This is a genomic window from Sulfitobacter sp. HGT1 (genome assembly GCF_013282155.1).
GTDB lineage: Bacteria > Pseudomonadota > Alphaproteobacteria > Rhodobacterales > Rhodobacteraceae > Sulfitobacter.
Map to the genome: position 1 here is coordinate 120,686 of NZ_BLWI01000012.1, position 26,793 is coordinate 147,478.

Here is a 26,793-nt window from a genome sequence, read left to right on the forward strand (position 1 = left end):
GCCTTTGGCCCATGAAAGACCCATGAAAAGTAAACTTGTTCCGTTGATTGTCGCAGCTCTGCTTGCCCCCCTGCCCGCATCCGCAATGGATGTGATCAAGGGCGAAATCCTGCAAGGTTGGGTGCTGCCCGATGGCAACCGCGTTGCCGCGATCCGTATGACGATGGCCCCGGGGTGGAAGACCTATTGGCGCGCCCCCGGCGATATGGGCATCCCGCCGCAGTTTGACTGGAACGGGTCACAAAACCTGTCGGGGGTCGCGGTCGAATGGCCGGCCCCCACCGTGTTTCGCGAAAAGAACCTGACAACGATCGGCTACAAAGATCAGGTGGTTCTCCCCCTGGTCATCAGCGTCCCGAAAAAGGGCGCGGCCGTTCATCTGAAAACCACCATCGATATGGGCGTGTGCAGCGACATTTGCGTGCCCGCGCAACTGCATCTGGACGGTATCATCGACACCGATGCGACCCGCGCGGTGCCTGCGATTGCGGCCTCGCTTGCCCAGCGCCCCTATTCCGCGAAGGAAGGCGGCGTTTCCAAAGCCACCTGCATGATCAGCTTTAACAATGGCGATCTTGAGCTTGAGACGGTGATCACCCTGCCCGATGCGGGCGGTCAGGAACTGGTCGTGATCGAAACCGGACAACCTGATTTATGGGTAAGCGAAGCCGATACGTTGCGCAAAGGCAAAACCCTGACCTCCAAGGTGGATGTGGCTCATTCCACAGGCGGGCTGATTGCCCTGAACCGGTCACAAATCCGCATGACGGTTCTGGGCGACAAACATGCGGTCGATATTCTGGGCTGCACGCCCGATTGATTACGCAGCAGGTTTGCGCTGCGCCCGCGTGAACACCACAGCACCGATGACATAACCTGCCAGCGACAACACAGCCGCCCCTGCGACAAACAAAAGCAGGGCCGCCGTAAGTGGTGACATCGCCGACAATCCGGGGAAAAGCGCCAGCACCACAGGGTGCAACGCGCCGTGCCAACCAGCCCAGCCCAGCGTCAGCGCGGCCCACCCGATCACAAGTACCCAAAGCGCCATCAGCCCGAAACGCAAGCCGTTTGCCCGCGCCCCAAGGCCACGGCGCATGGCGCGCACCTGCCGCGATATGTCATGCTGTGCGGCGACCAATGCAGGCACCACAAGCAGCACCAGAAACATGCCAAAGCCCAGACCGTAGACCAATGTGATGACCGTCGGCTTCAAAAACTGCGCCTGTTGGCTTTGCTCGTAAAGCAGTGGGGCCATACCCAGAACGGTGGTCAGTGTGGTCAGCATCACGGGCCGCAGCCGGTCGGACGCGCCATCAATGATCGAAGGGATCACCCCGCGCGTTTCGCCGTATTCGTCAATCGTGCCGATCAGGACGATGGAATCGTTGATGATAATCCCCGTCATCCCTAACAGGCCGACCACCGTGAACATACTGAGCGGAACATCCCAGACCGCGTGGCCATAGATGGTGCCGACCAACCCGAACGGGATCACCGACATGACCACCAAAGGCCGTGTCCAGCTGCCAAAGACCCAACACAACACCAGATAAATGCCCGTGAGCACCAAGATCAGACCTGTCAGCGCCTCTGACAGGAAGGTGTTTTCCTGCTCGCTTAACCCGCTGATGCGGAATTCCACCTGCCGCTCTGATGCGATGGTGGGCAGGATCTCTTCTTGCAGCGCTGTAGTGATTTCGGTCGCGCGGGCGGGATCGTCTTCAGAGATATCGCCCGTCACCGAAATCAGCCTGATCCCGTTTTCACGACGTACCGTGCTAAAGCCCGTGCGCCGCTCGACACTGACAATATCGGCAAGCGGCACATAGTGGCCATCAGGCGTGCGCATCTGGGTGCGGTCCAGAAAATCCGCCGTCAGCTCGCCCTCGGGCAGTTCAACCCGGATCGTGGCAGACCGCGGCCCGTCGGGATAGGTCGCGGCCTCGATCCCGCCAAGGCGGTTGCGCAGCGCGCGGCCAAGCGTGTCGATGGTAAAGCCCAGCGATTGCCCCTGCGGCGTCAGATCAAGGATCAGCTCTTCTTTGTCATAGGCCAGATTATCCTGCACGGCGCTGACTTCGGGATAGCGGCGCAGGGCGTTTTGCAAATCTTCGGATGCGGCTTTCAAGACATCGGTGTCGGCACCGTAAAACTGCACATCCAATGCATCACCACCGGGGCCAGAGCGCCAGCCGCGAAAGCTGACGGTTTCCACCAACGGATGATTTACAACCGCATCTTGCAGGTCGGCCACAAAGGCAAAGCTGGAATAGGGCCGCAGATCGGCGTCGATCAGTTCGATCGAAATGCCCCCCAACAGATCGGCGTCTTTGCTATCGGCACCATCAAGCCCGCGCCCTGCGTTGCCACCGACTTGCGCGATGACATAATCAATCGGATTGGTGCCATGGCGCTCGGCGTATTCGGCCCCCAAGGCCTCGGTCGCGCGCTGCATTTCGCGCATCATGTCCAGCGTATCTTCACGGGTGGCCCCTTCGGCCATGGCAAAGTTGCCGGTGACGGAGCCGCGCTCGGGCGCGTTAAAGAACCGCCACTGCACATCACCCTGAATGAACAGCGCCACCTGCGAGGCCAGCACCGCAACAACCCCCGCCAACACGACATAACGGCCGATGATCACGCCTGCGATAAAGGGGCGAAACAGCTTTTCGCGGGCCCATAAGAACCCTTTGTTCACCACACGGCTGGGCAGGTCATACCAATGCTCTTTGGCCCCCGCTGCCATTGCATGGGCCATGTGGTTCGGCAGGATCAAAAAGCATTCCACCAGCGATGCGGCCAGCACGGCAATCACCGTCAGGGGGATGTCGCCAATCAGACTGCCAAACCGCCCCCCGACAGCCAGCAGCCCGAAAAACGCGATGATCGTTGTCAACGTGGCGGCAAACACCGGCATCGCCATGCGGCGGGCAGCGTTTTCAGCAGCGACCATGGGGCTTTCGCCCAGTTCCTTGTGACGGTAATCGGCGTGTTCACCCACAACAATCGCGTCATCAACGACAATGCCCAAGGTAATGATCAACCCGAACAGCGAGATCATGTTGATCGTGATCCCGCCCACATACATCAGCGCAATTGCCGCAGCCATCGACGCAGGGATACCAGCCGCAACCCAGAACGCCGTGCGGGCGTTGAGGAATAAAAACAGCAGACTGACCACCAGAACCAAACCCATCAACCCGTTGTCGATCAACAGATCAAGCCGCCCGGTGATCGCTTCGGCACGGGTGCGGATCAGCTCGATTGTGACCCCCTGAGGCAGCATGACAGCCATCTCGGCTGCGACCTTTTCAACGCTGTGCTGAATGCCAATGGCGTCGCCCCCGTCAGACCGGTCCACCCGAACCGAAATCGCCGGGTCCTGCCCCACGAAATACCCGACCTCGCGGTCTGATCCCTTTTCGATCACGCGGGCCACATCGCCCACGGTCAGCGAAGACCCGTCCGCGTTTGTGCGCAACACGACACCGGAAATCGCCTCGGCTGTGCGTTTGGCGGTGCCGGTGCGAACCCGCGCATTCGCGCCCGTCACATCCCCCGCAGGGTCGGCATCAACCTCGGCCGCGATAACGCTGGCGATTTCCGCCATTGAGATGTCATAGCTGATCAACTTGTTCGACGGCACCTCAATCAGGGTTTGCGGCGATGCCACACCCTGGATCGTGCTGCGCGTCACCCCCGCCGCGAACAGGCGTGTGACAAATTCATCGGCGAAACGCCCCAGTTGTTCGGGGCTGATCGGGCCGGTGATCACAACATCGGTCACCCGGTCCCGCCAGATGCCACGGCGCACAACGGGGTCTTCGGCGTCTTCGGGCAAGGTCGTGATCGCATCAACAGCCGTCTGCACATCGGCGGCGGCGCGCGCCATGTCCCAACCGGGTTCGAAATCCAGCGTGATCGTCCCGCCCCCCTCGCGCGACGCCGCAGCAGAGCTTTCGACCCCTTCGACCGTCAGCAGCGCGGGTTCCAGCACCTGAACGATGGCACTGTCCACATCTTCGGCACCTGCCCCGCTCCAGACGGTGGACACGGTGACATTGTCGATGATCACATCGGGAAAGAACTGCGCCCGCATGTTCGGCGCGGCAACGGCACCGCACACCAAAAGCACAACCAGCAAAAGATTGGCTGCGGTTTTGTGACGAACGAAATAGGACAGGATGCCCCCGGTGGTACGCGACACGCTGCGGGCCATCGTCTATCCCCCTATCCGGCTTTCAAGACGCTCGATCATTTGCGCGGGCACTTGCGGTTCTGCCAGTTGCGCCAGCACCCGTGCCTTGGCGGCCTCGGGCATACGTGTATTGGCCTCGACAAAGGCCACCAGCTTGGCGCGGCGTTCTTCGGTCAGCTCGATCATCGCGGGTTCTTCGGGGGCCGCGCCGGGGCGCAAGGGTTTCACGGCAATGCCAGCCCCCAGCAAGGGCGAACGGGCTTCGACAACCTCGCGGCCTGCGATTTCACCGCGCACCAGAACTTCGTCGCCGACACGGCGCATGACCTCGACGTTCACGGCCTCAAGCCGGTTCTCGCCGTCCAGCACCAAGACGCGCGCCTGCGCATCCAGGGCCGAACTGGGCAAGCGGATGACGTTTTGCAGTTCAGGCTCACGGATACGCACGGTCACAAAATCCCCCGGCTTGAACCCCGGTGCCTGCGTCAAGGATGCAAAGATCAACCGCCCGCTCGCACCTTCGCCCGCTGCCGCACTGGCGCGGGTGATCTTGCCCGTCGCCTCAAGGTCTAGGCCCGCCACATCCAACGTCGCCGTGACATCCGCCTTGATCAGTTGCCCTTCAGCATCAATCAGACGGACATATTGCGCCGTCGACACGCGAAACGACACCTCAAGATCGTTGGGGTCGATCAGCTCTGCCAGACGTTCATTGGCCGACACCAACCGCCCCTCAACAACCGAAACGCTGCTTAACGTGCCCGAAAACGGCGCGGCAATCGTTGTTTCATCCAGCCGCCGCTGTGCATCCTCCAGCGCAATCTGGCTGCGCGACAATAGGCTGGCGGCCTGATCTATCCGCGCCTCGGTCTGCGTGACCACCTGACGGCGTGCCAACACGGCCTGCCGCGCACTTGACGCCGCAAGCTCTGCCGTTTCCGTCGCTGTCGCCGTCCCGACACCGCGGTCGGCCAGATCGCTTTGACGTTGAAAAGCACGGGTTCGCAAGGCCGCCTGTTCCTCGGCAGCCGATTGTTCGTCGCGGGCCAGAACCAATGCGCGGGCGGCATCGCGCCCCTCTGCCTCGGCATCCAGAACCGCGCTTTTGGCGCGCGCCACTTCGGCCAATGCATCCGCGCGGTCCAGCCGGACCAAGACCTGCCCCGCCTCAACCGCGCCGCCATCCTCGAAGCCCGGGGCCAATTCGACCACGCGCCCGCCAACCGCCGCACGCAATTCAAGCGTCCGCCGACTTTGGATCGCCCCGAAGCTTTCCAAAACCGGTGTTTCGGTGCCTGGGCTGGCCTCGACGACGTTGACAGAAAAAATCCGCTCGCGCGGGGCCTGCGGGGGCGGCGCATCAGCCATCCGCTTTTGCACGGCACCGCCGATCATATCAGCCGCAAATACCAAAAGACCCAAGGCCGTGGCTGCCAGAAACAGCCCAATCATACTTTGTCTTAGAAAACGCATCTTTGTCCGATCTTAAACCGTTTGGGCCAAAGGTAACCCGGCCTTTGGAAAAACCAAATCACAGTTATGATACGCACGCACTACGCCTTTCCGTCGCAATATTGTCGGAAAAACGCATATTTCGCTATTTGCGCCGCAGATGTTCATCCAGACGCGGCATGATTTCGACGAAATTGCAGGGCTTGTGGCGGTAATCCAACTGTTTGAGCAGGATTTCATCCCACGCATCCTTGCATGCACCGGGCGATCCGGGCAGCGCAAAAAGATAGGTACCTTGGGCCACACCGGCCGTCGCGCGACTTTGCACAGCCGAGGTGCCGATCTTTTGCATCGACACAATGGTAAAGACCGTCCCGAAGGCGTCGATTTCCTTTTCATAGACATCGCGGTGCGCCTCAACCGTGACATCGCGGCCCGTTAATCCTGTGCCGCCGGTGCTGATGATCACATCAACGGCATCGTCCGCACACCATGCACGCAGCTGGTCCGCGATCTGGGCGCGCTCGTCACGGATGATTACACGATGCGCCAGATGATGCCCGGCTTCGGCAATCCGCGCCACCAACACATCGCCCGACCGGTCATCCGCCAGGGCGCGGGTGTCCGAAACCGTCAGCACGGCGATGCGCACGGGGATAAATTCTTTGGTCTCGTCAATACGGCTCATGCCCGCTCCAATACTGCAAGTCGCGCCGCAAGGGCCACGAAAATTCCACTGCTGATCCAGCGCAAGGCCTGACCGCCCCCGGCCAGTTTACGCCCCAACCCACCGGCAAAAATGCCAACCAAGGCGTTGATGACGAAACCACCCAAGGACAAAACCGCGCCAAAGATCAGGAACTGTGTCAAAACCGGGCCAGCCTCGGGCACCACAAACTGCGGCACAAAGGCCAGCACGAACAAGATCACCTTGGGGTTGGTCAGGCTCACGATCAGCGCCCCGCGAAACGCCGATGGCGGCACCGCGCCGGTTTGTTGTTTTGTGCCGCCCCGAAAGGTCTGCGCGGCCAGCCACAGCAAATAGGCAACACCAACCCAGCGGATCACATCAAAGGCCCAGGGCACGGCAGCCACCAGCGCCCCCAAACCCAGACCCGCAAGCGTGACATGCACCATGCCGCCCAGCGAAATCCCTGCACTTGCCGCCACCGATGCCTTGGGGCCAAAGCGCATGCCCTGCCCCAGACAAAACATCATATCGGCCCCCGGCGTCAGGTTCAGCGCCAAAGCCGCCGGTACAAAAGCCAAGAGCGTGAGCGGGTCAACCATCGTTCAACTTTGCCTTCAGCGCCAGCAAATCCGCCCATGCCTCGCGTTTGAACGCAGGGCTGCGCAGCAGATAGGCGGGGTGGAACATCGGCAAGGCGGGCAAACCTTGGGCTTGCGTCCACTGCCCGCGCAACCGAGTTATGCCGCGTTTGCCCAGCAGCGCCTGCGCCGACCAATTGCCCACAATCACCAAGACCTCGGGCTTGGCCAATGCAATATGCCGCGCCAGAAACGGCTTCATCATCGCGATTTCGTCGGGCTTGGGGTCGCGGTTCTGCGGCGGGCGCCACGGCAAGACGTTGGTGATGTAAACTGGCGCTGTCTCATGGGTGCGCCCCATGTCGATTGCCGCCAGCATCTTGTCCAGCAACTGCCCCGCGCGCCCGACAAAGGGCTTGCCTTCGCGGTCCTCGTCACGGCCCGGTGCCTCGCCCACAATCATCACCCGCGCGCCCGGCGTGCCATCGCTGAACACCATATTGCGCGCACCCCGCTTGAGCTCGCAATGCTCGAAGGCCTCCATCGCAGCGCGCAATTCTTCCAGCGTTCCGGCCCCGGCGGCGGCACGTTCGGCTTCGGACACCGCATCAACACCTGCGACCATCGGCACAATGCGCGGCGCGCCCGGTTTGGGGGCCTTGGGCTTTTCGACGGCGGCGGGGACCTCGTAGCGGTTGACCGGCGCATCACAGATCGCCTCGGTCGCGCCAAGTTCGATCTGCCAATGCAAAAGTGCCAGCGCCTGATGATATTCGACTGATTCCATGATCCCAACTTACGCGCTGCCGCCCGCAATAAAAATCCCAACTTCCAAATGGCCTTAAATCCAATCCGCCCTCACGACCGGATGCCCCGGCCTGCGGGTTTCCCCCCGACTTGCCCAGTGGCTTTCCCAGTGACTTGCCCAGCCCCGCCCCGCCGCCTATAACGCCACAAATAGCGTGGGGTCGCCTTATGAGTTTCGCACACCGACATCTTCTTGGCATCGAACCGCTGTCGCAAGAAGACATTACAACCTTGCTGGATCTGGCCGATACCTATGCCGATCTGAACCGACAGCCCCACAAGCACAGTGATGCGCTCAAGGGCCTGACGCAGATCAACATGTTCTTTGAGAACTCGACCCGCACACAGGCGAGCTTCGAGATCGCGGGCAAGCGTCTTGGTGCCGATGTGATGAACATGGCGATGCAGGCGTCCTCGATCAAAAAGGGTGAAACCCTGATCGACACGGCGATGACGCTGAACGCGATGCACCCCGATTTGCTGGTGGTGCGCCATCCGCAATCCGGTGCCGTTGATCTGCTGGCCCAAAAGGTAAATTGCGCCGTGTTGAATGCAGGCGACGGGCGGCATGAACACCCGACACAGGCCTTGCTGGATGCCCTGACGATCCGCCGTGCCAAGGGCCGCCTGCACCGCCTGTCCATCGCCATTTGCGGTGACATCGCCCACAGCCGCGTCGCGCGGTCCAACATCATGCTGCTTGGCAAGATGGAGAACCGTATCCGCCTGATCGGCCCGCCAACGCTGATGCCCGCCCAGATCGGTGAATTTGGCGTCGAAGTCTTCGATGATATGGAAGAAGGCCTGAAAGACGTCGACGTGGTGATGATGCTCCGCTTGCAAAAAGAACGCATGGATGGCGGATTTATCCCCAGCGAACGCGAGTATTATCACAGATTTGGTCTGGATGCCGAAAAACTGTCCCATGCCAAGCCGGACGCGATTGTCATGCACCCCGGTCCGATGAATCGCGGCGTAGAGATCGACGGCACCCTTGCCGACGACATCAACCGCAGCGTTATTCAGGATCAGGTCGAAATGGGTGTGGCCGTGCGCATGGCCGCGATGGACCTTCTGGCGCAAAACCTTGCCAACAGCCGCAAGGCCACCGCATGACGGTCCCGCCCTCCGAAGAACGCGACCTGCTAAGCTGGCGTATTTCACGGCGGGCATTTCTTGCGCGGACGTTTGTGTTGATGCTGCTGACGATGCTCGTCTGCTCTCCGATCCTGCCCTATTTCAATGTTCTGACATGGACATTAGCATCGGCCCTGACCGCGTTGTTTTACATGTGGATATTCGAAGAATTCCAGATCTGGTACAGCAACCGCAAGACCGTTTGGCGTCTGACAAACCGCGCGCTTTATATCAATGAACCCGACACGATCGAACCGCTGGAACTGGCGCTGACGGACATCGCCGCAATTGGCAAGCTGTCGGTGTGGTCGATCACCTTGCGTTTACCCAACCGGCAAAGCATCACCCTACCGCTGGTGCCAAACATACGCGCCACCAAAGCGCGGATCGCCGCCGCACGCGAGGCCGCATTATGACCGAGGATTTTTGGCAAAACCTGCTTGAGGACGGCGAAGAACTGTTATGGACAGGCCGCCCCAAGCCGCGCATTTCAATCCGGAACTTCCAATTGCTGGGCCCGTTTGTCGGGGCAGCGGGGACCGTGATCGCGGGGGGGCTGTTGCTGACCTATAACAGCCTGCCGGTGTCGCAATCCGTGGTGCTGGCCGTTGTGATCGCGCTGGTTGTCCTGTCGCTGGTCAAAGGGCTGAACCGCTGGGCCGAATTGACACGCACGCGCTATGCGCTGACCACCCATCGCGCGTTGTTCTTTCGTCTGCAAAAGGGCGAGACCCGCGTCAAAGCGTTTTCGCGCAGCGCCGAAACCAAACCCGATGTCAAACCGACCAGCCCGCCTTCAGTGTTTTTCATCCGTCAGGAACGCGGTGACAATCCTGCCATCGCGGGACATCTTGGGTTTGAATATATCGAGGGTAGCGACAGTTTATGCACTCTGATGGCCACCGCATATAAAGGGGCGAAACAATGACCACGCTTACCATCCCCAAAGGCGAATACGGACAGATCAGGGTATTTGCCGTCAACCGCCCGGTTGATGCCATGGGTGCCGCCGTACAAAGCGACGGCAAAGCGGCGGTGATCCGTGATCTTGTGGGCTTTGACGTGCCGGACGGGTCTGCCGAATTGTTTGCGGTATCCGATCTGACCGGCGTCGGGCTGCCGCGCTATTTGTCGGACGGGTACACCGTGACGCAGGCGCAGATCAGCGCCGACCGCGCCCGGCTTGAGGCCTTGGACGGCTATGTTCTGATGCTGTTTTCCTCCGCCTTTGATGGGGCTGAAACCACGCTTGATATCGGCCCTGACCTGACGTTGATCGGCACCTATGGCGAAGAACAACCGGCAATGGCCGCACCGCCCCTGACGGCTGAGGCTGCACAACCCTATACTGGCGTGCCCAATACGACGCCCAGAAACCCGCCAAGCGGCCGCGCGGGCGGGGCGATGATCGCCCTTGCCTTGATCGTGGCTGTTGGCCTTATCCTATGGTGGCTGCTGTGAAAGAACCCAAACCTGATCCGAAAATGTCCGGTCGCGTCGCCACCGTCGCCCTGCTCGTCGCCTTTGGTGTCGTGGCAATGATGGTATGGATCGGCGGTTAAGCCTTTTGTGAAAGATAACAACGTCATGCTGCATTTTGTGAACGCGAAACTGATTGACCCCGAAGCAGGGACCGTGACCCGTGGCACCTTGCGGGTCGAAGGCAGCCAGATCACGGCGATCCTGCCCGATGATGCGCCCATTCCCGCAGACAGTGCGATTGTCGATTGTCGCGGCAAATATCTGGCCCCCGGCATCGTCGATCTGGGCGTCAAGGTTTGCGAGCCGGGCGAACGTCACAAGGAAAGCTTTCGCTCCGCCGGGTTGGCGGCCGCGGCAGGCGGTGTCACCACGATGGTCACCCGCCCCGACACCAATCCGACCATCGACAGCCCCGAAGTGCTGGAATTTGTCACCCGCCGCGCAAACGAGGCAGCGCCGGTCAATGTTGTGCCCATGGCCGCCCTGACCAAGGGCCGCGAAGGCCGCGAGATGACCGAGATAGGCTTTCTCATGGATGCAGGGGCAATCGCCTTTACCGATTGCGACCGCGTGATCAGCGACACCAAAGTATTCTCGCGCGCGCTGACCTATGCGCGCAGTCTGGGCGCGCTGGTCATCGCCCACCCCCAGGAACCGATCCTGAGCAAGGGTGCCGCCGCAACTTCCGGAAAATTTGCATCCCTGCGCGGACTGCCCGCGGTATCGCCCATGGCCGAACGCATGGGGCTGGACCGCGACATCGCCTTGGTTGAAATGACCGGTGCCCGCTATCACGCCGACCAGATCACCACCGCCCGCGCCCTGCCCGCGCTAGAGCGTGCGAAAAAGAACGGGCTGGATATTACCGCAGGTGTGGGCATCCACCACCTGACTTTGAACGCGCTTGATGTGGCCGACTACCGGACGTTCTTCAAGCTCAAGCCCCCGCTGCGCGACGAAGACGACCGCATCGCCGTGGTCGAAGCCGTGGCATCGGGCCTGATTGACATCATCTGTTCCATGCACACCCCGCAAGACGAGGAATCCAAACGCCTGCCCTTCGAGGAAGCCGCATCCGGTGCCGTCGGCCTTGAGACTTTGCTGCCTGCCGCCTTGCGCTTGGTGCATTCCGAAATGATGGACATCGCCACCCTGTGGCGTGCGCTGTCCTTTAATCCTGCCCAACGTCTTGGCCTGCCCGGTGGCCGGCTGACCGCAGGTGCCCCCGCTGATCTGGTGTTGTTCGACGATGGAGCCCCCTTTGTCATGGACCGCGAAACGTTGCGGTCGAAATCGCGCAACACCCCCTTTGACGGGATGCGCATGCAAGGTAAGGTCCTGGAAACCTATGTTTCCGGACAGTGTATTTATAAGGCCTCTTAATCATGCCCATCTTTGACAGTTCGCTCAACGTGCTCGCCCTTTGGGCCGTAATTGGCTATCTTATCGGATCAATCGCCTTTGGATTGCTGCTGGCGCGCGCCATGAACCTTGGCGATTTGCGGTCGATCGGGTCGGGCAATATCGGGGCGACGAATGTCTTGCGCACCGGCAACAAAACCGCCGCCGCGCTGACCTTGCTGCTGGACGGGGCCAAAGGGGCGGTTGCCGTTCTGCTGGCCCGTGGTTTTGCCGGCGAAGACGCGGCACAGATTGCCGCGCTTGCTGCGATGTTGGGGCATTGCTATCCGGTATGGCTGAAATTCAAAGGCGGCAAGGGCGTGGCAACATTTCTTGGCGTGCTTTTGGCGCTGGCATGGCCCGCCGGGCTGGCCTGCTGCCTGGCCTGGCTGATTGGTGCGTTTGCCACCCGCATTTCTTCCATGGGTGCCATTGCCGCCGCGTCCACCTCGACCTTCTTTCTGGTCGTTCTGGGCTACGGCAACGCGTTTTTCCTTGGCATCTTTTTGACCCTGATTATCTTTTGGCGCCACCGCGAGAACATCAAACGGATCAAAGCCGGAACAGAACCCAAGATCGGCGCAAAAAAGGCCTAAGCCGCAATGCAGCAGTTTTTAACGGCCTTTCATGCGCTGCCCCCGGGCACACATAAAGGGTCGTTTCAGGGCAGGCTTTATGTCTTTTCCAAAAGCAGCTTCGCACATGGCAAAAGCTGGAAACTGGTCGCCGAGGAACTGGGCGGCACCGATTATATCAGCTTGAACCTTTATGATCTGGCCAGCGGCCCGCGCCTGTACCCGTGCGAAATGCCCGCAGAAAAAGTGGTAAACTTCGTCTGCGGGCTGAAACAGGTCGGCTGATCGTTAGTAAGAATAGTCGGCGTAGATGCGGCTTAGATCGCCGTGCCACTTGCCGTTGTAATCCTCAAGCAACTCATCGGCCGGAACCTTGCCGGTCTCGATGCTTTCCTTCAGCGCATTCAGGAAATGCGTCTCGTCAGGGACCATGCCACCGGCCCCCGTCCGCGCACGCGCTTTCAAACCATGCTCGGACAGTGCCACGGCTTCGCGCGCCAGATCATGCATTTTTACGCCGTTGAACTCCGCCTGAAGCCCGTCAACCGAGGCCGCGACCCGCAACCCTTCGCGCGTCTCGGCATCCCAGCCCTTGACCAGATCCCACGCGCCATCCAGTGCGGTCTGGTCATACATCAGCCCGACCCAAAACGCGGGCAAGGCACATAGACGCCGCCAAGGGCCGCCATCCGCGCCGCGCATTTCGATGAACTTTTTGATCCGCGCCTCGGGGAATGCGGTTGTCAGATGATCCGCCCAATCGCTTAACGTCGGCTTTTCGCCGGGCAATGCAGGCAGCTTGCCCTTCAGGAAATCACGGAAAGACTGGCCAAGCGCGTCAATATACTGCCCGTCGCGGTAGACAAAATACATCGGCACATCCAACGCATATTCAACCCAACGCTCGAACCCCATGCCGTCTTCGAAGGCCCAAGGCAACATGCCGGTGCGTGCAGGGTCCAGATCCCGCCACACCCGGCTGCGCCAGCTTTTATGGCCGTTCGGCTTGCCCTCAAAGAACGGGGAATTTGCGAATAATGCGGTGGCAACCGGCTGCAACGCCAGTGCGACCCGCAGCTTTTGCACCATGTCCGCCTCTGATCCGAAATCAAGGTTCACCTGAACGGTGCAGGTCCGGCGCATCATGACCCGGCCCATCGTGCCGACCTTGGTCATATATTCGTTCATCAACTTGTAACGCCCCTTGGGCATCAGATCCATCTGCTCGTGGGTCCATACCGGTGCTGCACCCAGCCCGATAAAACCCGCGCCGATCCGGTCTGCCACATCGCGCACTTCGCGCAAATGCGCGTTCACCTCGTCGCATGTCTCGTGGATGGTCTCGACCGGTGCGCCCGACAGCTCAAGCTGCCCGCCCGGCTCAAGCGACACATTGGCACCGTCCTTGACCAGACCAATCAGCTTGCCGCCTTCCTCGACGGGGGCCCAGCCATGGCCATCGCGCAAGCCTTCAAGCATCGCCAGGATAGAACAGTCGCCCTCATAGGGCAGCGGCAACAGCGTTTCCTTGTTATAGCCGAACTTCTCGTGCTCGGTCCCGATGCGCCAGTCTTCTTTGGGCTTGCAGCCGTCAGCCAGATATTCTGCCAACTGCGCGTGATTTTCGATCGGGCCACCGCCGGATTGAGGGATAGACATAAGGGGAGGCTCCGGGATTGTTTCACTAAATGTCGGTGCGAAAATGATTTCGCTCAATTAGTAGGGATGGTGCGAATTCGTGGGGGTGTCAATGCAACAGGGCACGCGCAGGGCGCATGGATTGCCGCTCCCAGATCACAACCGAAAGCGTCTTGTCATCGGCAAGCTCCGCCAGCATGCGCTCGGTTTTCAACCCCGGAAGCGCTGCAAAGGCATCAAACAACGCGTCAGATCCGGCCGCATCCACCGGTATCATCACGGCATTTTGTCCGGGCTGTTCCAGCTTCCAATGAGCAGGATAGGCCCCGCGCTCCAAACTCAGCCGCTCCATCTCGCGCAGAGCCACAACCCCGCCCGTCAGCGGACCGAAATAGGCGATCTGTCCCTCGTCCACCTGAACGGCCCCCGCGCCAAGCCCGGATTTGCGAAACCGCCCGCGCTGCACACCCAACCAGACAAAGGCAATACCCGCGGCGATCAGCGCATATCCCGGCACAGCCAACAACAGACCCGGCCCCATGACCAGCCACAGCCCGAACAAGGCAACCGCCGCGCCGCCCAAAACCTCGCGCCAACGCCACAACTCGGCTTTCGCCTCAGGCCGTAAAAAACTCATACCCCAACCCCGTTTTCATTTTGCCAGATAAACTCCACGGGGGTGTGGGGGTGTGAAACCCCCGCCTGCACGCCCAAAACCAACAGCTCGGCGCTCAAGACCAATCCCCCAACGCCTGCTGCCAAACCGTCATCGCCGCAACAGCAGCAGTATCCGCCCTCAGGATCCGCGGCCCCAAGGGAACCGCCTGCGAAAAATCCAACCCGCGCAACCGCGCCCGCTCGCGCTCTGAAAAGCCGCCCTCAGGCCCGATCAGAATGCCCCAGGGTCCGGCTTTCGTCAGCCCCGGCCCGGCCTCTCCCCCCACCAGCGCCTCGTCGCAAAACATCAAGGACCGATCAGGCTCCCACTGGTCCAACAGCCGGTCCAGTTTTACCATCTCGGCCACTTCGGGCACGAATGTCCCGCCGCATTGCTCTGCCGCTTCGACGGCATGGGCTTGCAGGCGGTCGCGCTGGACCCGCCCCGAATTGGTAAAATCGGTCTGCACCGGCACGATGCGCCGCGCGCCCATCTCGGTGGCTTTTTCGACGATGAAATCTGTCCGCGCCTTTTTGATCGGCGCAAAGATCAGCCACAGGTCGGGCGGCATCTGCACAGGCTTCGTCGCCTCCACACAGCTTAGGATGCCGCCACGTTTGCCCGCTTGGGCAACCTGCGCCAGCCATTCGCCATCGCTGCCGTTGAACAGCAACACATGCGCGCCCTCGGTTTGCCGCATCACCCCGAAAAGGTAATGCGCTTGCGCTTTGTCCAAAGGAACGGATTGCCCCGGCCCCAAGGGATGCTCTACATAAAGTCTGATTTTCGCGTTCATAGGCAATGATATATGCAAGACGGCTCCCCTGTACCAGATGGCACTGACAATGATCGCGTGGCGGATGCGGCATCTGACAATTGGGTTGACCGTTTTGCCCCTGCCTTTACGCGCCCCTATCTGCGTCTGAGCCGGGCAGACCGCCCGATTGGCACCTGGCTTTTATTGCTGCCATGCTGGTGGGGGTTGGCGCTTGCGATGCTGTCTGACCAGCAACCGCGCCTGTTCGATCTGTGGATCTTCATCGGCTGCGGCCTGGGGGCATGGCTGATGCGCGGTGCGGGATGCACCTGGAACGACATCACCGATCGCGATTTCGATGCGCAGGTTGCCCGCACACGGTCGCGTCCGATCCCTTCGGGTCAGGTCAGTGTGAAAGGTGCCGTTGCGTGGATGGTCGCACAGGCCCTGATCGCATTCTGCATCTTGCTCAGCTTCAACTACGCCGCCATTTCGCTGGGCATTCTGGCCTTGCTGCCGGTTGCGATCTACCCCTTTGCCAAGCGGATTACATGGTGGCCACAGGTGTTTTTGGGCATCGCGTTCAACTGGGGGGCCCTACTGGCATGGACAGCCCATACCGGATCACTGGGCGCGCCTGCGGTGGTCTTGTATCTGGCGGGCATCGCCTGGACGTTGTTTTACGACACGATTTATGCCCACCAGGACACCGAAGACGACGCCTTGATCGGGGTCAAATCCACGGCCCGCCTGTTTGGCGACAACACCTCGCAATGGTTGCGCCGTTTTCTGATGGCGACGGTCGGGCTGATGGGGCTGGCCGTCATTTTCGCCCTGCGCGAGAATGCATCCTTTCTGGCGATGGTCCTGGCCATCGGCGGGCCTTGGGCGATGGGGTGGCACATGGCGTGGCAATTGCGCGGTCTGGACATCAACAATAACGACAAGCTGTTGCAACTGTTTCGCGTTAACCGCGATACCGGCATAATTCCGCTGTTATTTTTCGCAGCGGCACTGCTGGCCTGATTGCACAGCCCTGCCCCGACGCGTATCAACTAGTTTATCGTTAACGATCCCAGAAATGAGCTTATGCGTCTGTCTGCCCTTCTGATCATCGCGCTGACCTTTTCAGCGGCGGCAATGTTATCCCTCGTTGCTGCAAATTTCTCGGTCAAGCTGATCGAGGAAAACTCTGAAATCGGCGTGCGCGATGCGTTGGATGAAAAAGGCATGACATGGGCAGAAGTCGAAGCAGACGGCCTTCAGGTTGCCCTCTCGGGAACCGCCCCGAACGAGGTGATCCGCTTTAATGCGCTCAGCACAGCAGGCTCCGTCGTCGATGCGGCCCGTGTGATTGATCTGATGGCGGTCGAATCGCAAGCGGCGATCGCGGCCCCTCGGTTTTCGGCCGAGATATTGCGCAATGATTCCGGCGTGTCCATCAGCGGGTTGATCCCGACAACGACAGACCGGGACGCCGCCATGGATCGCTTTTATGCGATGGCAGGTCAGGAAAACGTCGCGGATTTTCTGGAATCCGCAAACTATCCGTCCCCCGACGGGTGGGAAGACGCGTTCGGCTTTGCCATTGCAGCGATGGAAAAACTGCCCCGCGCCAAAGTTTCCGTTGCCGCAGGGCGCGTCACCATTACCGCGATCTCTGACAGCTCAGAGGCCAAAGCCCGCCTCGAAGCCCAACTGCGCCGCGCGACGCCTCCGGGCTTGATCGTCACCATGGATATTTCCGCCCCGCGCCCCGTGATCACCCCCTTTACCCTGCGCTTCCAGATCAGCGACGAGGCAACGGATTTTGACGGGTGCAGCGCCGATACCGAAGCGGCCCGTGATCAGATCCTCAAGGCTGCGGTCAAGGCCGGCGCATCCGAAGGCCAGCGCTGTACCATCGGGATGGGTGTGCCAACCCCCCGTTGGGCCGATGCCGTTCAAACAGCAATCGCCGCGCTGGACAAAATCGGCGGTGGATCCGTCAGTTTTGTGGATGCCGACATTCATCTGACAGCAAAGGAAGGCACCGATCAGGCCCTGTTCGACCGTGTGATCGGGGAACTTGAAAACGCATTGCCGGATGTCTTTGCCCTGTCAGCGAAACTGCCCGTGACATCGGACCCGAATGCCGGCCCGCCGGAATTCGTCGCGACCCTGTCCCCCCAAGGCGATGTGCAACTGCGCGGCCGGCTCAGCAACGACGATTTACGTGAACTGGCCGACAGCTATGCCAAGGCCAGCTTCGGCTCGGACAAGGTCTATACTGCGGCCCGCATCGTTGATGATCTGCCCAGTGACTGGCCAACCCGCGTGCTGTCCGGTCTGGACGCCCTGTCAAAGCTTTCGAATGGCACGGTGATTGTCAGCCCCGACACGATCAGCGTCACCGGCAACACCGGCAACCCTGATGCCGGATCGGAAATCGCGACCTTGCTGGCCGGCAAGCTGGGCGAAGGCCAAGACTACGACGTCAAGGTGGTCTATCAAAAGCAGCTTGATCCGGTGCTGGGTCTTCCGACCCCCGAAGAATGCGAAAAACAGATCGGCGCTGTCGTAGCCGAAGGCAAGATCAACTTTGAGCCGGGCAGCGCCACCATCGATTCGTCTGCCCTTGGCACGATGGACAAGATCGCCGAGATTTTGAAAGACTGCGGCGATATCGCGCTCGAGGTTCAGGGCTATACCGACAGTCAGGGCCGCGAGGAAATGAACCTTGCCCTCAGCCAATCGCGTGCCCAATCGGTCTTGAACGAACTGCGTGCCCGTCGTGTGCTGACCGCGTCCTTTGTCGCAAAAGGCTTTGGCGAAGCAGAGCCTGTCGCCTCGAACGATACCGAAGAAGGTCGCGAAGCCAACCGCCGGATCGAGTTCCGGCTAATCCGGCCGGAAACGGACGAAACAGCGCTGGAAAACACCGAAGATACAGGCGATACAGAAGCTGGCGCATCTACGACCACGCAGGAAGGCAACTAACACATGAGCAGAACCGAGTTTATTATCGCTACTGCGATTATCCTGTTCGTCGCCTTTTGCATGGGCTGGTTTGCCAATTGGCTTTTGCACCGCTTTACGCGCGTCGCAGCCGATGATGTGGCCCAGCTGGACCGGATGAGCCAGGAACTGCACGAAGCCGAAGAAACCCGAGATCAGGCGATCACCTATCTGCAACAACGCGAGGCAGAGCTGACCAACCAGCTGAGCCAAACCGAAGCGGAATTGCGCGCGGCGATGGACGGGTTGCGCGATGCACGCCACGAAGCCGAAGAAATGCGCGCCTATATCGAACGCCAACAGGCCGGGTAATTACCAGCGGGCCAACGCGTCCTCGTCCTCATCCTTTGATTCAACCCACCCTGCGCCGGTCTTTGTGATTTCACGTTTCCAGAACGGCGCACGGGATTTCAGATAATCCATCAGAAACTCTGCCGCTTGAAACGCATCCTTGCGGTGACGGGCCGCAGTCGCGACCATCATGATCATTTCGCCCGGTACCAATCGGCCATAGCGGTGAATAACCAGCGCATCCCCCAAGGAAAACCGCGCCATCGCCTGCTCGGCCATACCGCGCAACGCCTTTTCCGTCATGCCGGGATAATGCTCGATCTCCATCGCCTCCAGCGGATCATCCGGCAGATCCCGCACAACGCCGGTAAAGGTGACAATCGCGCCCATATCCTTGTGCCCGCCTGCGAAATCCGCTGACACAGCGCCCAGATCAAACGCCTCCTGCTGCACCGAGATATGCATGTCAGCCTCCCGTCATCGGCGGAAAAAACGCAACCTCGCGCACACCGGCCAGGGGCGCATCAAAATCGACAAGCTCTTGGTCCACCGCCACCCGAAGACTGGAAAGATCGGAAAACGCGATATCATAGCGTTCCTCGCGGGCGCGCAATTCTGCGACCAAATCCGCCACTGTCGCCGCGGCTGTGTCGATCTGTTCACGCGGCACGCCAATGCGTTCGCGGACCCAGGCAAAATAAAGAATGTCCATCAATTCGGCTCCGTCAAATGCGGCAAGGCCTTGCGCAGATAATCCGCGCCGGTAATGGCGGTCAAAGCGGCGGCGATCCACAACAAGACAAGCCCCACAAAACCGGCCCAGATTTCCAGATCCATATCGACGCCGGTCAGCTCATGCTCAAGCCCGATGCCTGTCACCTCGCCCGTGACCACATCCACACCCACAACGGATATCCCGAAATAATGTTCGAACACGCCCTGGCTGAACAGCACCGCAATCGCGACCATCTGCGCCGTGGTCTTCCACTTGGCAAGGTTTGTGACCTTCAGCGTCCCCGACACATCCCCCAGATACTCACGCAGGCCCGATACGAAAACCTCGCGGAACAAGATCACGGTGGCTGGCAAAACAAGCCACGGCGACCAGCTGGAAAACGCGACAATCACCATCAGGGCGATCACAACCATCGCCTTGTCGGCAATCGGGTCCAACATCGCACCAAGCTTGGTTTCCTGTTTCCACGCCCGCGCCAGATAGCCGTCAAACCAGTCCGTCACCGCCGCCGCAATGAATAAAAGCATTGCAAATCCGTCGGCATAAGGCCGCGACAGAAACAAAAACAGCATCGCGATACCAGGGGCCGCAATCAGACGGATCAGCGTCAGCGTATTCGGAATATTCCACTTCATTTCGACACTCTACAGCGTGATCCGGCAAGGGGAAAGCACCAACATATCGTCTTCATTTTGCAAAATAAACTCCCCGCGGAGCGTCCGCCCCCGATACCGAAAACAGCGCCTTGCGTTCAATCAGCCGCGCTCGTGAAAAAAACCGTAAATCCGTTCAGCCAATGCACGTGATACGCCCTCGACCGCCAGCAAATCGCTCAGGTTCGCGCGCCCCACGGCCTTGGCCGATCCGAAATGCGCCAGCAAGGCCCGTTTGCGCGCGGCCCCGACGCCCGGCACCTCGTCCAGCGGCGTGGCCCCCACGGCCTTGGCGCGTTTCGCCCGGTGCGTCCCGATGGCAAAGCGGTGCGCCTCGTCGCGCAAACGCTGGATGAAATACAGCACCGGATCATTGTGACGCAGGGCCATCGGGCGCTTGCCGACACGGTGGAATTCTTCCTTGCCCGCATCGCGGTCGATGCCCTTGGCAACGCCAACCATGGGGATGTCCTCGACCCCGTATTCGCGCATGATCGACGCAACCGCACTGACCTGCCCTGCCCCGCCATCAATCAGCAGCAGCTCGGGCCACATCCCCAGCTTGCGATCGGGGTCTTCTTTCAGCAGCCGTTTGAACCGCCGGGTCAGCACCTCTTTCATCATGCCAAAGTCGTCGCCCGGCGTCAGGTCTTCGCCGCGGATATTGAATTTGCGGTACTGGTTTTTCATCATCCCGTCAGGGCCCGCAACAATCATGCCGCCCACCGCATTGGTCCCCTGGATATGCGAGTTGTCATAGACCTCGATGCGCTGCGGTGGCGCGTCCAGTTCAAAGGCATCGGCCAGCCCCCGCAGCAGGTTCGACTGTGTGGCGGTTTCGGCCATCTTGCGCGCAAGGGATTCGCGCGCATTGCGCAGGGCACCATCCACCAGCTCGGCCTTTTCGCCCCGTTGCGGCACCAGCAGTTCAACCTTGCGCCCCAGCTTGCCCGACAGCGCATCCGCCATCAGATCCATGTTCTCGATCTCGTTTGACAGGATCAACTGGCGCGGCGGTTCGCGGGTGTCATAGAACTGGCCGATAAAGGCCTCAAGAACCTCGGCGGCGTCCACATCGGGGCCAACGCGGGGGTAATAGTCGCGGTTCCCCCAGTTCTGGTTCGCCCGGATAAAGAACACCTGAACGCAGGCCTGTCCCTGCGCCATGTGCAGCGCAATGATATCCGCCTCCGAGACGCCTTGCGGGTTGATCCCTTGCGCCGTCTGCACCTGCGTCAGCGCCTTGATCCGATCCCGCAGGGCCGCGGCGCGCTCGAACTCCATATCCTCGGAGGCTTGGGCCATTTCGGCCGCCAACCGGCCCTGGATGTCCGTTGATTTGCCGTTCAGGAACTTCTGCGCATCCTGAACGGTCCTTTGATATTCTTCCGGGCTGATTTTACCCACGCAAGGGGCCGAGCAGCGTTTGATCTGGTGTTGCAGGCACGGGCGGGTCCGGCTTTCGAACATCGCATTCGAACAGTCGCGCAGCAGGAATACCCGCTGCAACTGGTTCAAGGTCCGGTTCACCGCACCTGCACTGGCAAAGGGGCCATAATAGTTGCCCTTTTCCTTTTTCGCGCCACGGTGTTTTTTGATCTGGGGATAGTCCTGATCGGCAGTCACCAGAATATTGGGAAAGCTTTTGTCGTCGCGCAGCAGCACGTTGAACTTGGGCTTGAGCTGCTTGATCAGGTTCTGTTCAAGCAGCAGCGCCTCGGTTTCGGTCTTGGTCGTCAGGAACATCATCGAGGTTGTGTTGGAAATCATCCGCGCAATGCGCCCCGAATGCCCCGATGGCCGCGCATAATTGCTTACGCGCGCGCGCAGATTACGGGCCTTGCCGACATACAAAACCCGGCTTTCGGAATCGAGCATACGGTACACCCCCGGCGACCCGTCGATGGTCTTCAGGTATCCTTGGATGACCTCATAGCCGGTCTTTGGTGTGTCTGATGTGTCAGTCATTGATTCGCGGTTCTCTGGGTGATTTGCTGCAATGGTTGGCTCTCAAGAACAAGAGCAAACATACCCCCGACTCCTGTGGATAACCCTGCATATAACTTTCTCCGAGGTTTCATTTTCCCTTGTTTTCAGCAGACTTCCGCCAAATGCTCATTTTTTAGGCAATTTCTTAACTTACTGAATACAAAAGATATTTTTATCAACCTCCTACAAACCCCTGAAAACATGACGTAATTTGTAACGGATTTGTTAACTTATCAGGAAAAGTGCAAAACTTTTTGGTTGATGTTTACTCGAGCCCCAGCACATCCGGCGTTTTCCATCCCAGATGTTGCCCGCCATCCGTGCATAGCAACTGCCCCGTGACCGATGGCGCGTCCAGAAAATAGCCGAGCGCTGCCGTGATATCGTCGGGATTCGCGCCACGTTCCAGAATCACCCGCGCACGCTGTTTTTCAAAATGCTCGGCGGTTTGCTTGGCCCCTTGCAAGGTCGGGCCGGGGCCAATCGCATTCACACGGATCGCCGGAGCCAAAGCCTGCGCAGTGGTCTGCGTCATCGCCCACAGCCCCATCTTGGCGATGGTATAGGTCATGAACTCGGGGGTCAGTTTGCGCATCCGTTGATCGAGCATATTCACCACAAGGCCAGCGGCCATCGATTCGCCGTTATGGTCGGCAACGGGCTTGAGCCCCTGCCTTGCCATCGCTTGGGTCAAGATGAACGGCGCACGCAGATTGCTGCCGATATGGCGGTCCCAGCTTTCGGCGGTGGCCGTGGTGATCGTGTCATATTCAAAGATGGATGCGTTGTTGATTAGGCATGTGATCGGCCCGCCCAATGCCTCTGCCGCGCGGGAAAACAGGCTTTGCGTCTCGTCCTCGTTCAGCAGGTCGGCCTGAACGGCAACGCCACGCTGACCGGCGGCGTTAAGCGCGGCCACGACGTCATCGGCACCCTTGGAGGATGTATTGTAATGAACGGCCACATCATAGCCACGGGCCCCAAGATACAGTGCCATCGCACGGCCCAGCCGCGCACCGGCCCCCGTTACCAATGCAGTCTTCATGATACGGCCTTTCTCAGATCAAAATAACAAGCAGGTACAGTGCATATAGTCCGCAAAGGACGATACCCCAGACCCGCGTGATATCCTGACGCAAATAGACAAAGGGGATCAGCAGCAAAGACGCCCCCAACATCACCCAGAAGTCAAAGCGCATGAATTGCGGATCAACCTCGATCGGGCCAACCAGGCTTGCCACGCCAATGATGCCCAGCAGGTTGAACATGTTCGACCCGATGACGTTGCCCAATGCCACATCGGCCTGACGGCGCAACGCCGCCATCACTGTTGTCGCCAGTTCCGGCAAAGACGTACCAATCGCAACAAGGGTCAGCCCGATCACCGTATCGCTGATGCCATAGGCCCGCGCGATGATGGACGCATTATCGACCAGCAGGCTTGCGCCCAAAGGCAAACCAATCAGCCCCAGGATCAGGAAAACCGCAATGCGCCAGCCCGGCATATCGGGGTCCGCCCCTTCGGGTTCTTCCATCTCGTCGGGGGCAAGGCCCTTGCATTCCTGCCGGTGTTTTTGGGTGTCGCGAAAGGCATCGAATAGCACGAAGGCCAGACAGACCAGCAAGACGCCACCGGCCCAAAGATCGTACACACCGCGCAATGCCAAAAGGATAAAGATCACCGAAGCCGCGATCATCATGTTGAATGTCTTGCGGGTGGAGCATTCAGAGGTGTGCATCGTCGCCATCAAGGCGGGCACCCCCAGAACCAACAGTATATTCGCCGTGTTCGACCCGACGACATTGCCAAGCGCAATCCCCGATGCATTATCCAGCACCGCCTTGATCGAAATCAGCAATTCCGGGGCCGAGGTGCCAAAGGCCACAATCGTCAAGCTGACAATCAACGCCGGCACGCCAAGACGCAAGGACAGGTTTACCGCCCCCTTAACCAGCGCATCCCCTGCCAAAAGCAGGATAACCAGCCCCAAGAAACTGTAAAGCCATGGCATGATCATCCGCGTTTCCCCCCACAGCCACAGGGGCCTTTGCCTATGCGATAGCGGCCGCAGGACCTGCACTTTGCCTGACTGAAACGTTTGCCGCCCAGCCAATGCATCTTGCCGAACCACGCAAGGACGCCCATGGCGACAAGGAATAACAAGACGACCTTAAGAACCATGCCTAGAGGCCAAACTTTGCATAGGCCGCGCGTTCTTCGATGCCATCAACGGCGTCACCGAAAATCTGGGCCCCGAAGCGCGACAAAAACGGCTTTTTGCTGCCGTAACGTGCGAAGATGACCTTGTCACCGAACCGCTCCTTCAGCATCGGGGTCAGATGGCCGATGCCGTCAATCAACCCCAATTCGGCTGCGCGCTTTGCCAGCCAGATTTCGCCCGTGAACAGATCGGTTTCAGTGTTCAGCTTGTCGCCGCGCCGGTCTTTGACGTGCTCGATGAAATTGGTGTGAATATCGCCCAGCAATGTCTTCAGCCGCGCAACGTCTTCGGCCTTTTCCGGGCGGAAAGGGTCCAGCATGGATTTCGACTGGCCCGCCGTATAGACGCGCCGTTCGATGCCATAGCGGTTGATCAGTTCGTTCACCCCGAAGGATGATGAAATCACCCCGATAGACCCGACAACCGAATTGGGGTCGGCATAGATTTCATCGGCTGCCGCTGCCAGCCAATACCCACCCGAGGCCGCCACATCTTCGACGAAGGCGATGACGGGTATGTTCTTTTCCTGCGCCAAGCGTCTGATCCGCGCGCCGATCAGCGACGACTGCACCGGGCTCCCCCCGGGGGAGCTGATCTCGAGCGCGACAGCAGCAGGTTTGCCCCGCCGGAACGCTTTTTCAATGACTGGCCCGATGGTTTCGTCACTAAGACCGACACGGCCGCGGCCGCCGATCACACCAGACAAACGAACAACCGCAACGATCGGATGCGACGACAGGAAAGGAATGTATTTTCTCATAGTTTGCATGTAGAGCGCCCATCGTTCTCAAACAAGGCAGTTGCCAAGATACTTATTGCCGAATGCGCCAGCCGGTCCGGAAAATCCACCAGATCACGGCCAAACATAGCGCAGTGAACCCTGCAATCGCGAAAAGGCTGGTCAAAATCGGCACATCGGCAGCGCCAAAAAACGACCACCGGAACCCCGAGATCAGGTAAACCACAGGGTTAAAGTGCGAAATCACCTGCCACACGGGCGGCAACATCGAGATCGAATAAAACGACCCGCCAAGGAAAACGAGGGGGGTGATGATCAACAGCGGCACCAGTTGCAGCTGTTCGAAACTGCCTGCCCAAATCCCGATGATGAAGCCGAACAGGGAAAAGCTGATACAGGTCAGCACCAGAAACAGCACCATCCAGACCGGATGCTGAATGGTGATATCAACGAAAAAGAACGCGGTGGCCAGGATGATGACCCCGATAAACAGCGCCTTGGTCGCGGCAGCACCGACATAGCCCAGCACGATCTCGATAAAGTTCACCGGCGCGGAGAGCAGTTCGAAAACCGTGCCGATGAATTTGGGGAAATAGATGCCAAAGGACGCGTTCGAAATCGACTGGGTGATGACGCTCAGCATGATCAGGCCCGGCACGATGAACGCGCCATAGCTGATCCCCTCGACCTCTTGGATGCGGCTGCCGATGGCCGCGCCAAAGACGACGAAATACAACGAGGTCGACAATACCGGCGACACAAAGCTTTGCGTGATCGTGCGGAAAAAGCGGGCCATCTCGAATTTATAGATGGATGAAACAGCGATCCAGTTCATGCTGCATCCTCCTTTACCAGATCCACGAAAATGTCTTCCAGACTGCTTTGCGATGTCTCGATATCGGTCAGGACCAGACCCGCAGCGGCCACATCGGACAGCAGTTTGGTGATGCCCGTCCGTTCGGCCCGCGTGTCATAGGTATAGATCAGACTGTCCCCGTCCGGCGACAGAACCAGCGCATCGGATGTCAGGCTGGCGGGCAACGCGTCAATCGGCTTGGACAGTTGCACGGTAAGTTGCTTCTTGCCCATGCGCGCCATCAGCTTGTCTTTGTCTTCGACCAGCAGCAATTCACCCTTGGCAATCACACCGATCCGGTCTGCAATCGCTTCGGCCTCTTCGATGTAGTGGGTGGTCAGGATAATGGTCACCCCATCCGCCTTGAGATTTGCCACGATCTCCCACATGTCGCGGCGCAATTCGACGTCAACGCCGGCGGTCGGCTCGTCCAGAAACAGCACCCGCGGTTCATGAGACAGCGCCTTGGCGATCAGAACGCGCCGTTTCATCCCCCCGGACAAGGCCCGTATCTGGGTGTCTTTCTTATCCCAAAGCGACAGCTGCCTGAGGATCTTTTCCAACGCAGCGTTATTTTTGGGTTTGCCAAACAGGCCGCGCGAAAAGCGGACGGTGTTCATCACGGTCTCGAACGGTTCAAGGTTGATTTCCTGGGGAACCAGACCGATCATCGACCGTGCAGCGCGGTAATCGGTAATCGTGTCATGCCCGCCCACTTTGACCGACCCGCCGGTCGCAGTGGTGATACCGCAAACGGTTGAGATCAATGTGGTTTTGCCAGCGCCATTGGGGCCAAGCAGGGCCAGAATCTCGCCCTGCCTGATGTTCAGACTGACCCCTTTGAGGGCCTCGAACCCGTCGCCATATGCTTTGCGCAGGTCTTGGATTTCAACAATATCTGGCATCAAGGCCTCCGGTTTATTTTGCCGGAAA

The 26,793-nt window shown here is 59.6% G+C and carries 28 protein-coding genes; 11 read left to right on the top strand and 17 right to left on the bottom strand.

What is annotated here, in order from left to right:
- Window positions 1-22 precede the first annotated feature (22 nt).
- Entirely contained in the window at window positions 23-820 is a 798-nt protein-coding gene (locus tag HGT1_RS13950; RefSeq protein WP_255200210.1) for a protein-disulfide reductase DsbD domain-containing protein, read from the top strand.
- Here HGT1_RS13950 and HGT1_RS13955 read toward each other — a convergent pair whose 3' ends face one another.
- The 5 genes from HGT1_RS13955 to HGT1_RS13975 form a co-directional block, all read right to left on the bottom strand.
- Window positions 821-4,222 (bottom strand): efflux RND transporter permease subunit, encoded by a 3,402-nt coding sequence (locus HGT1_RS13955; protein WP_176250574.1) that lies wholly within the window; start codon window positions 4,220-4,222, stop codon window positions 821-823.
- A 3-nt stretch (window positions 4,223-4,225) separates the two neighbouring features.
- A complete protein-coding gene (locus HGT1_RS13960; RefSeq protein WP_176250575.1) occupies window positions 4,226-5,674 on the bottom strand; it encodes an efflux RND transporter periplasmic adaptor subunit in 1,449 nt (482 codons plus the stop codon).
- A gap of 124 nt (window positions 5,675-5,798) precedes the next feature.
- On the bottom strand, window positions 5,799-6,341 hold the full coding sequence (gene moaB / locus HGT1_RS13965) for a molybdenum cofactor biosynthesis protein B (protein WP_176250576.1): 543 nt from the start codon (window positions 6,339-6,341) through the stop codon (window positions 5,799-5,801).
- A complete protein-coding gene (locus HGT1_RS13970) occupies window positions 6,338-6,943 on the bottom strand; it encodes a LysE family translocator (protein WP_176250577.1) in 606 nt (201 codons plus the stop codon). Before HGT1_RS13970 ends, moaB begins: the two co-directional genes overlap by 4 nt.
- Window positions 6,936-7,709: a uracil-DNA glycosylase family protein gene (locus HGT1_RS13975; protein ID WP_176250578.1), complete on the bottom strand. Its 774-nt coding sequence runs from the start codon at window positions 7,707-7,709 to the stop codon at window positions 6,936-6,938. The genes HGT1_RS13970 and HGT1_RS13975 overlap by 8 nt, the downstream gene beginning before the upstream one ends.
- A 188-nt stretch (window positions 7,710-7,897) precedes the next feature.
- Between HGT1_RS13975 and HGT1_RS13980 the strand changes: the two genes are divergently transcribed.
- From HGT1_RS13980 to HGT1_RS14010, 7 genes are all read left to right on the top strand, one after another.
- Window positions 7,898-8,845, top strand: coding sequence for an aspartate carbamoyltransferase catalytic subunit (locus tag HGT1_RS13980; protein WP_176250579.1), 948 nt, complete (start codon window positions 7,898-7,900; stop codon window positions 8,843-8,845).
- Window positions 8,842-9,282: a hypothetical protein gene (locus tag HGT1_RS13985; RefSeq protein ID WP_176250580.1), complete on the top strand. Its 441-nt coding sequence runs from the start codon at window positions 8,842-8,844 to the stop codon at window positions 9,280-9,282. Before HGT1_RS13980 ends, HGT1_RS13985 begins: the two co-directional genes overlap by 4 nt.
- Window positions 9,279-9,794, top strand: coding sequence for a hypothetical protein (locus HGT1_RS13990; RefSeq protein WP_176250581.1), 516 nt, complete (start codon window positions 9,279-9,281; stop codon window positions 9,792-9,794). The genes HGT1_RS13985 and HGT1_RS13990 overlap by 4 nt, the downstream gene beginning before the upstream one ends.
- The gene (locus HGT1_RS13995) at window positions 9,791-10,327 is read left to right on the top strand and encodes a hypothetical protein (RefSeq protein WP_176250582.1); all 537 of its coding nucleotides are present in this window, start codon (window positions 9,791-9,793) and stop codon (window positions 10,325-10,327) included. The genes HGT1_RS13990 and HGT1_RS13995 overlap by 4 nt, the downstream gene beginning before the upstream one ends.
- Before the next feature lie 126 nt (window positions 10,328-10,453).
- On the top strand, window positions 10,454-11,731 hold the full coding sequence (gene pyrC / locus HGT1_RS14000) for a dihydroorotase (RefSeq protein ID WP_176250583.1): 1,278 nt from the start codon (window positions 10,454-10,456) through the stop codon (window positions 11,729-11,731).
- Window positions 11,732-11,733: 2 nt separating this feature from the next.
- On the top strand, window positions 11,734-12,345 hold the full coding sequence (gene plsY, locus HGT1_RS14005; protein WP_176250584.1) for a glycerol-3-phosphate 1-O-acyltransferase PlsY: 612 nt from the start codon (window positions 11,734-11,736) through the stop codon (window positions 12,343-12,345).
- A 6-nt stretch (window positions 12,346-12,351) separates the two neighbouring features.
- Window positions 12,352-12,609, top strand: a complete 258-nt coding sequence (locus tag HGT1_RS14010) for a hypothetical protein (RefSeq protein WP_176250585.1) — start codon at window positions 12,352-12,354, stop codon at window positions 12,607-12,609.
- A 3-nt stretch (window positions 12,610-12,612) separates the two neighbouring features.
- Here HGT1_RS14010 and HGT1_RS14015 read toward each other — a convergent pair whose 3' ends face one another.
- From HGT1_RS14015 to HGT1_RS14025, 3 genes are all read right to left on the bottom strand, one after another.
- The gene (locus HGT1_RS14015) at window positions 12,613-13,983 is read right to left on the bottom strand and encodes a glutamate--cysteine ligase (protein WP_176250586.1); all 1,371 of its coding nucleotides are present in this window, start codon (window positions 13,981-13,983) and stop codon (window positions 12,613-12,615) included.
- Window positions 13,984-14,071: 88 nt separating this feature from the next.
- Window positions 14,072-14,599, bottom strand: a complete 528-nt coding sequence (locus HGT1_RS14020; RefSeq protein ID WP_176250587.1) for a hypothetical protein — start codon at window positions 14,597-14,599, stop codon at window positions 14,072-14,074.
- Window positions 14,600-14,693: 94 nt separating this feature from the next.
- Window positions 14,694-15,416, bottom strand: a complete 723-nt coding sequence (locus HGT1_RS14025) for a 16S rRNA (uracil(1498)-N(3))-methyltransferase (protein WP_176250824.1) — start codon at window positions 15,414-15,416, stop codon at window positions 14,694-14,696.
- Window positions 15,417-15,428: 12 nt separating this feature from the next.
- Here HGT1_RS14025 and ubiA point away from each other — a divergent pair, with 12 nt between their 5' ends.
- The 3 genes from ubiA to HGT1_RS14040 all read left to right on the top strand — a co-directional run bounded on the left by ubiA (window position 15,429) and on the right by HGT1_RS14040 (window position 18,686).
- Window positions 15,429-16,403 carry a 4-hydroxybenzoate octaprenyltransferase gene (gene ubiA, locus HGT1_RS14030; protein ID WP_176250588.1) on the top strand — a complete coding sequence of 325 codons (975 nt, stop codon included), beginning with the start codon at window positions 15,429-15,431 and terminating at the stop codon, window positions 16,401-16,403.
- Window positions 16,404-16,466: 63 nt separating this feature from the next.
- Complete coding sequence (locus HGT1_RS14035) at window positions 16,467-18,356, top strand: OmpA family protein (protein WP_176250589.1); 1,890 nt, start codon at window positions 16,467-16,469, stop codon at window positions 18,354-18,356.
- A 3-nt stretch (window positions 18,357-18,359) separates the two neighbouring features.
- Window positions 18,360-18,686 (top strand): hypothetical protein, encoded by a 327-nt coding sequence (locus HGT1_RS14040; RefSeq protein ID WP_176250590.1) that lies wholly within the window; start codon window positions 18,360-18,362, stop codon window positions 18,684-18,686.
- Here HGT1_RS14040 and HGT1_RS14045 read toward each other — a convergent pair whose 3' ends face one another.
- From HGT1_RS14045 to HGT1_RS14085, 9 genes are all read right to left on the bottom strand, one after another.
- Window positions 18,687-19,130 (bottom strand): molybdenum cofactor biosynthesis protein MoaE, encoded by a 444-nt coding sequence (locus HGT1_RS14045; protein ID WP_176250591.1) that lies wholly within the window; start codon window positions 19,128-19,130, stop codon window positions 18,687-18,689.
- Window position 19,131: 1 nt separating this feature from the next.
- Window positions 19,132-19,377 carry a molybdopterin converting factor subunit 1 gene (moaD, locus tag HGT1_RS14050; protein ID WP_176250592.1) on the bottom strand — a complete coding sequence of 82 codons (246 nt, stop codon included), beginning with the start codon at window positions 19,375-19,377 and terminating at the stop codon, window positions 19,132-19,134.
- Window positions 19,377-20,036 (bottom strand): CDP-diacylglycerol--glycerol-3-phosphate 3-phosphatidyltransferase, encoded by a 660-nt coding sequence (gene pgsA, locus HGT1_RS14055; protein ID WP_176250593.1) that lies wholly within the window; start codon window positions 20,034-20,036, stop codon window positions 19,377-19,379. The genes moaD and pgsA overlap by 1 nt, the downstream gene beginning before the upstream one ends.
- Window positions 20,037-20,156: 120 nt before the next feature.
- Entirely contained in the window at window positions 20,157-22,022 is a 1,866-nt protein-coding gene (gene uvrC / locus HGT1_RS14060; protein ID WP_176250594.1) for an excinuclease ABC subunit UvrC, read from the bottom strand.
- Window positions 22,023-22,308: 286 nt separating this feature from the next.
- Window positions 22,309-23,088 (bottom strand): SDR family oxidoreductase, encoded by a 780-nt coding sequence (locus HGT1_RS14065; protein ID WP_176250595.1) that lies wholly within the window; start codon window positions 23,086-23,088, stop codon window positions 22,309-22,311.
- 13 nt (window positions 23,089-23,101) lie between these two features.
- The gene (locus HGT1_RS14070) at window positions 23,102-24,055 is read right to left on the bottom strand and encodes a calcium/sodium antiporter (RefSeq protein ID WP_176250596.1); all 954 of its coding nucleotides are present in this window, start codon (window positions 24,053-24,055) and stop codon (window positions 23,102-23,104) included.
- 172 nt (window positions 24,056-24,227) lie between these two features.
- Window positions 24,228-25,025 carry a S49 family peptidase gene (locus tag HGT1_RS14075; RefSeq protein ID WP_176250825.1) on the bottom strand — a complete coding sequence of 266 codons (798 nt, stop codon included), beginning with the start codon at window positions 25,023-25,025 and terminating at the stop codon, window positions 24,228-24,230.
- A 52-nt stretch (window positions 25,026-25,077) separates the two neighbouring features.
- Entirely contained in the window at window positions 25,078-25,839 is a 762-nt protein-coding gene (locus HGT1_RS14080) for an ABC transporter permease (RefSeq protein WP_176250597.1), read from the bottom strand.
- A complete protein-coding gene (locus HGT1_RS14085; protein WP_176250598.1) occupies window positions 25,836-26,765 on the bottom strand; it encodes an ABC transporter ATP-binding protein in 930 nt (309 codons plus the stop codon). The genes HGT1_RS14080 and HGT1_RS14085 overlap by 4 nt, the downstream gene beginning before the upstream one ends.
- Between the last annotated feature and the right edge of the window lie 28 nt (window positions 26,766-26,793).

Bases quoted from the DNA above. Each gene is read 5' to 3' on its own strand.
- HGT1_RS13950 (WP_255200210.1), top strand. From the start codon at position 23: ATGAAAAGTAAACTTGTTCCGTTGATTGTCGCAGCTCTGCTTGCCCCC.
- HGT1_RS13955 (WP_176250574.1), bottom strand. From the start codon at position 4,222: ATGGCCCGCAGCGTGTCGCGTACCACCGGGGGCATCCTGTCCTATTTC.
- HGT1_RS13960 (WP_176250575.1), bottom strand. From the start codon at position 5,674: ATGCGTTTTCTAAGACAAAGTATGATTGGGCTGTTTCTGGCAGCCACG.
- moaB (WP_176250576.1), bottom strand. From the start codon at position 6,341: ATGAGCCGTATTGACGAGACCAAAGAATTTATCCCCGTGCGCATCGCC.
- HGT1_RS13970 (WP_176250577.1), bottom strand. From the start codon at position 6,943: ATGGTTGACCCGCTCACGCTCTTGGCTTTTGTACCGGCGGCTTTGGCG.
- HGT1_RS13975 (WP_176250578.1), bottom strand. From the start codon at position 7,709: ATGGAATCAGTCGAATATCATCAGGCGCTGGCACTTTTGCATTGGCAG.
- HGT1_RS13980 (WP_176250579.1), top strand. From the start codon at position 7,898: ATGAGTTTCGCACACCGACATCTTCTTGGCATCGAACCGCTGTCGCAA.
- HGT1_RS13985 (WP_176250580.1), top strand. From the start codon at position 8,842: ATGACGGTCCCGCCCTCCGAAGAACGCGACCTGCTAAGCTGGCGTATT.
- HGT1_RS13990 (WP_176250581.1), top strand. From the start codon at position 9,279: ATGACCGAGGATTTTTGGCAAAACCTGCTTGAGGACGGCGAAGAACTG.
- HGT1_RS13995 (WP_176250582.1), top strand. From the start codon at position 9,791: ATGACCACGCTTACCATCCCCAAAGGCGAATACGGACAGATCAGGGTA.
- pyrC (WP_176250583.1), top strand. From the start codon at position 10,454: ATGCTGCATTTTGTGAACGCGAAACTGATTGACCCCGAAGCAGGGACC.
- plsY (WP_176250584.1), top strand. From the start codon at position 11,734: ATGCCCATCTTTGACAGTTCGCTCAACGTGCTCGCCCTTTGGGCCGTA.
- HGT1_RS14010 (WP_176250585.1), top strand. From the start codon at position 12,352: ATGCAGCAGTTTTTAACGGCCTTTCATGCGCTGCCCCCGGGCACACAT.
- HGT1_RS14015 (WP_176250586.1), bottom strand. From the start codon at position 13,983: ATGTCTATCCCTCAATCCGGCGGTGGCCCGATCGAAAATCACGCGCAG.
- HGT1_RS14020 (WP_176250587.1), bottom strand. From the start codon at position 14,599: ATGAGTTTTTTACGGCCTGAGGCGAAAGCCGAGTTGTGGCGTTGGCGC.
- HGT1_RS14025 (WP_176250824.1), bottom strand. From the start codon at position 15,416: ATGAACGCGAAAATCAGACTTTATGTAGAGCATCCCTTGGGGCCGGGG.
- ubiA (WP_176250588.1), top strand. From the start codon at position 15,429: ATGCAAGACGGCTCCCCTGTACCAGATGGCACTGACAATGATCGCGTG.
- HGT1_RS14035 (WP_176250589.1), top strand. From the start codon at position 16,467: ATGCGTCTGTCTGCCCTTCTGATCATCGCGCTGACCTTTTCAGCGGCG.
- HGT1_RS14040 (WP_176250590.1), top strand. From the start codon at position 18,360: ATGAGCAGAACCGAGTTTATTATCGCTACTGCGATTATCCTGTTCGTC.
- HGT1_RS14045 (WP_176250591.1), bottom strand. From the start codon at position 19,130: ATGCATATCTCGGTGCAGCAGGAGGCGTTTGATCTGGGCGCTGTGTCA.
- moaD (WP_176250592.1), bottom strand. From the start codon at position 19,377: ATGGACATTCTTTATTTTGCCTGGGTCCGCGAACGCATTGGCGTGCCG.
- pgsA (WP_176250593.1), bottom strand. From the start codon at position 20,036: ATGAAGTGGAATATTCCGAATACGCTGACGCTGATCCGTCTGATTGCG.
- uvrC (WP_176250594.1), bottom strand. From the start codon at position 22,022: ATGACTGACACATCAGACACACCAAAGACCGGCTATGAGGTCATCCAA.
- HGT1_RS14065 (WP_176250595.1), bottom strand. From the start codon at position 23,088: ATGAAGACTGCATTGGTAACGGGGGCCGGTGCGCGGCTGGGCCGTGCG.
- HGT1_RS14070 (WP_176250596.1), bottom strand. From the start codon at position 24,055: ATGCCATGGCTTTACAGTTTCTTGGGGCTGGTTATCCTGCTTTTGGCA.
- HGT1_RS14075 (WP_176250825.1), bottom strand. From the start codon at position 25,025: ATGAGAAAATACATTCCTTTCCTGTCGTCGCATCCGATCGTTGCGGTT.
- HGT1_RS14080 (WP_176250597.1), bottom strand. From the start codon at position 25,839: ATGAACTGGATCGCTGTTTCATCCATCTATAAATTCGAGATGGCCCGC.
- HGT1_RS14085 (WP_176250598.1), bottom strand. From the start codon at position 26,765: ATGCCAGATATTGTTGAAATCCAAGACCTGCGCAAAGCATATGGCGAC.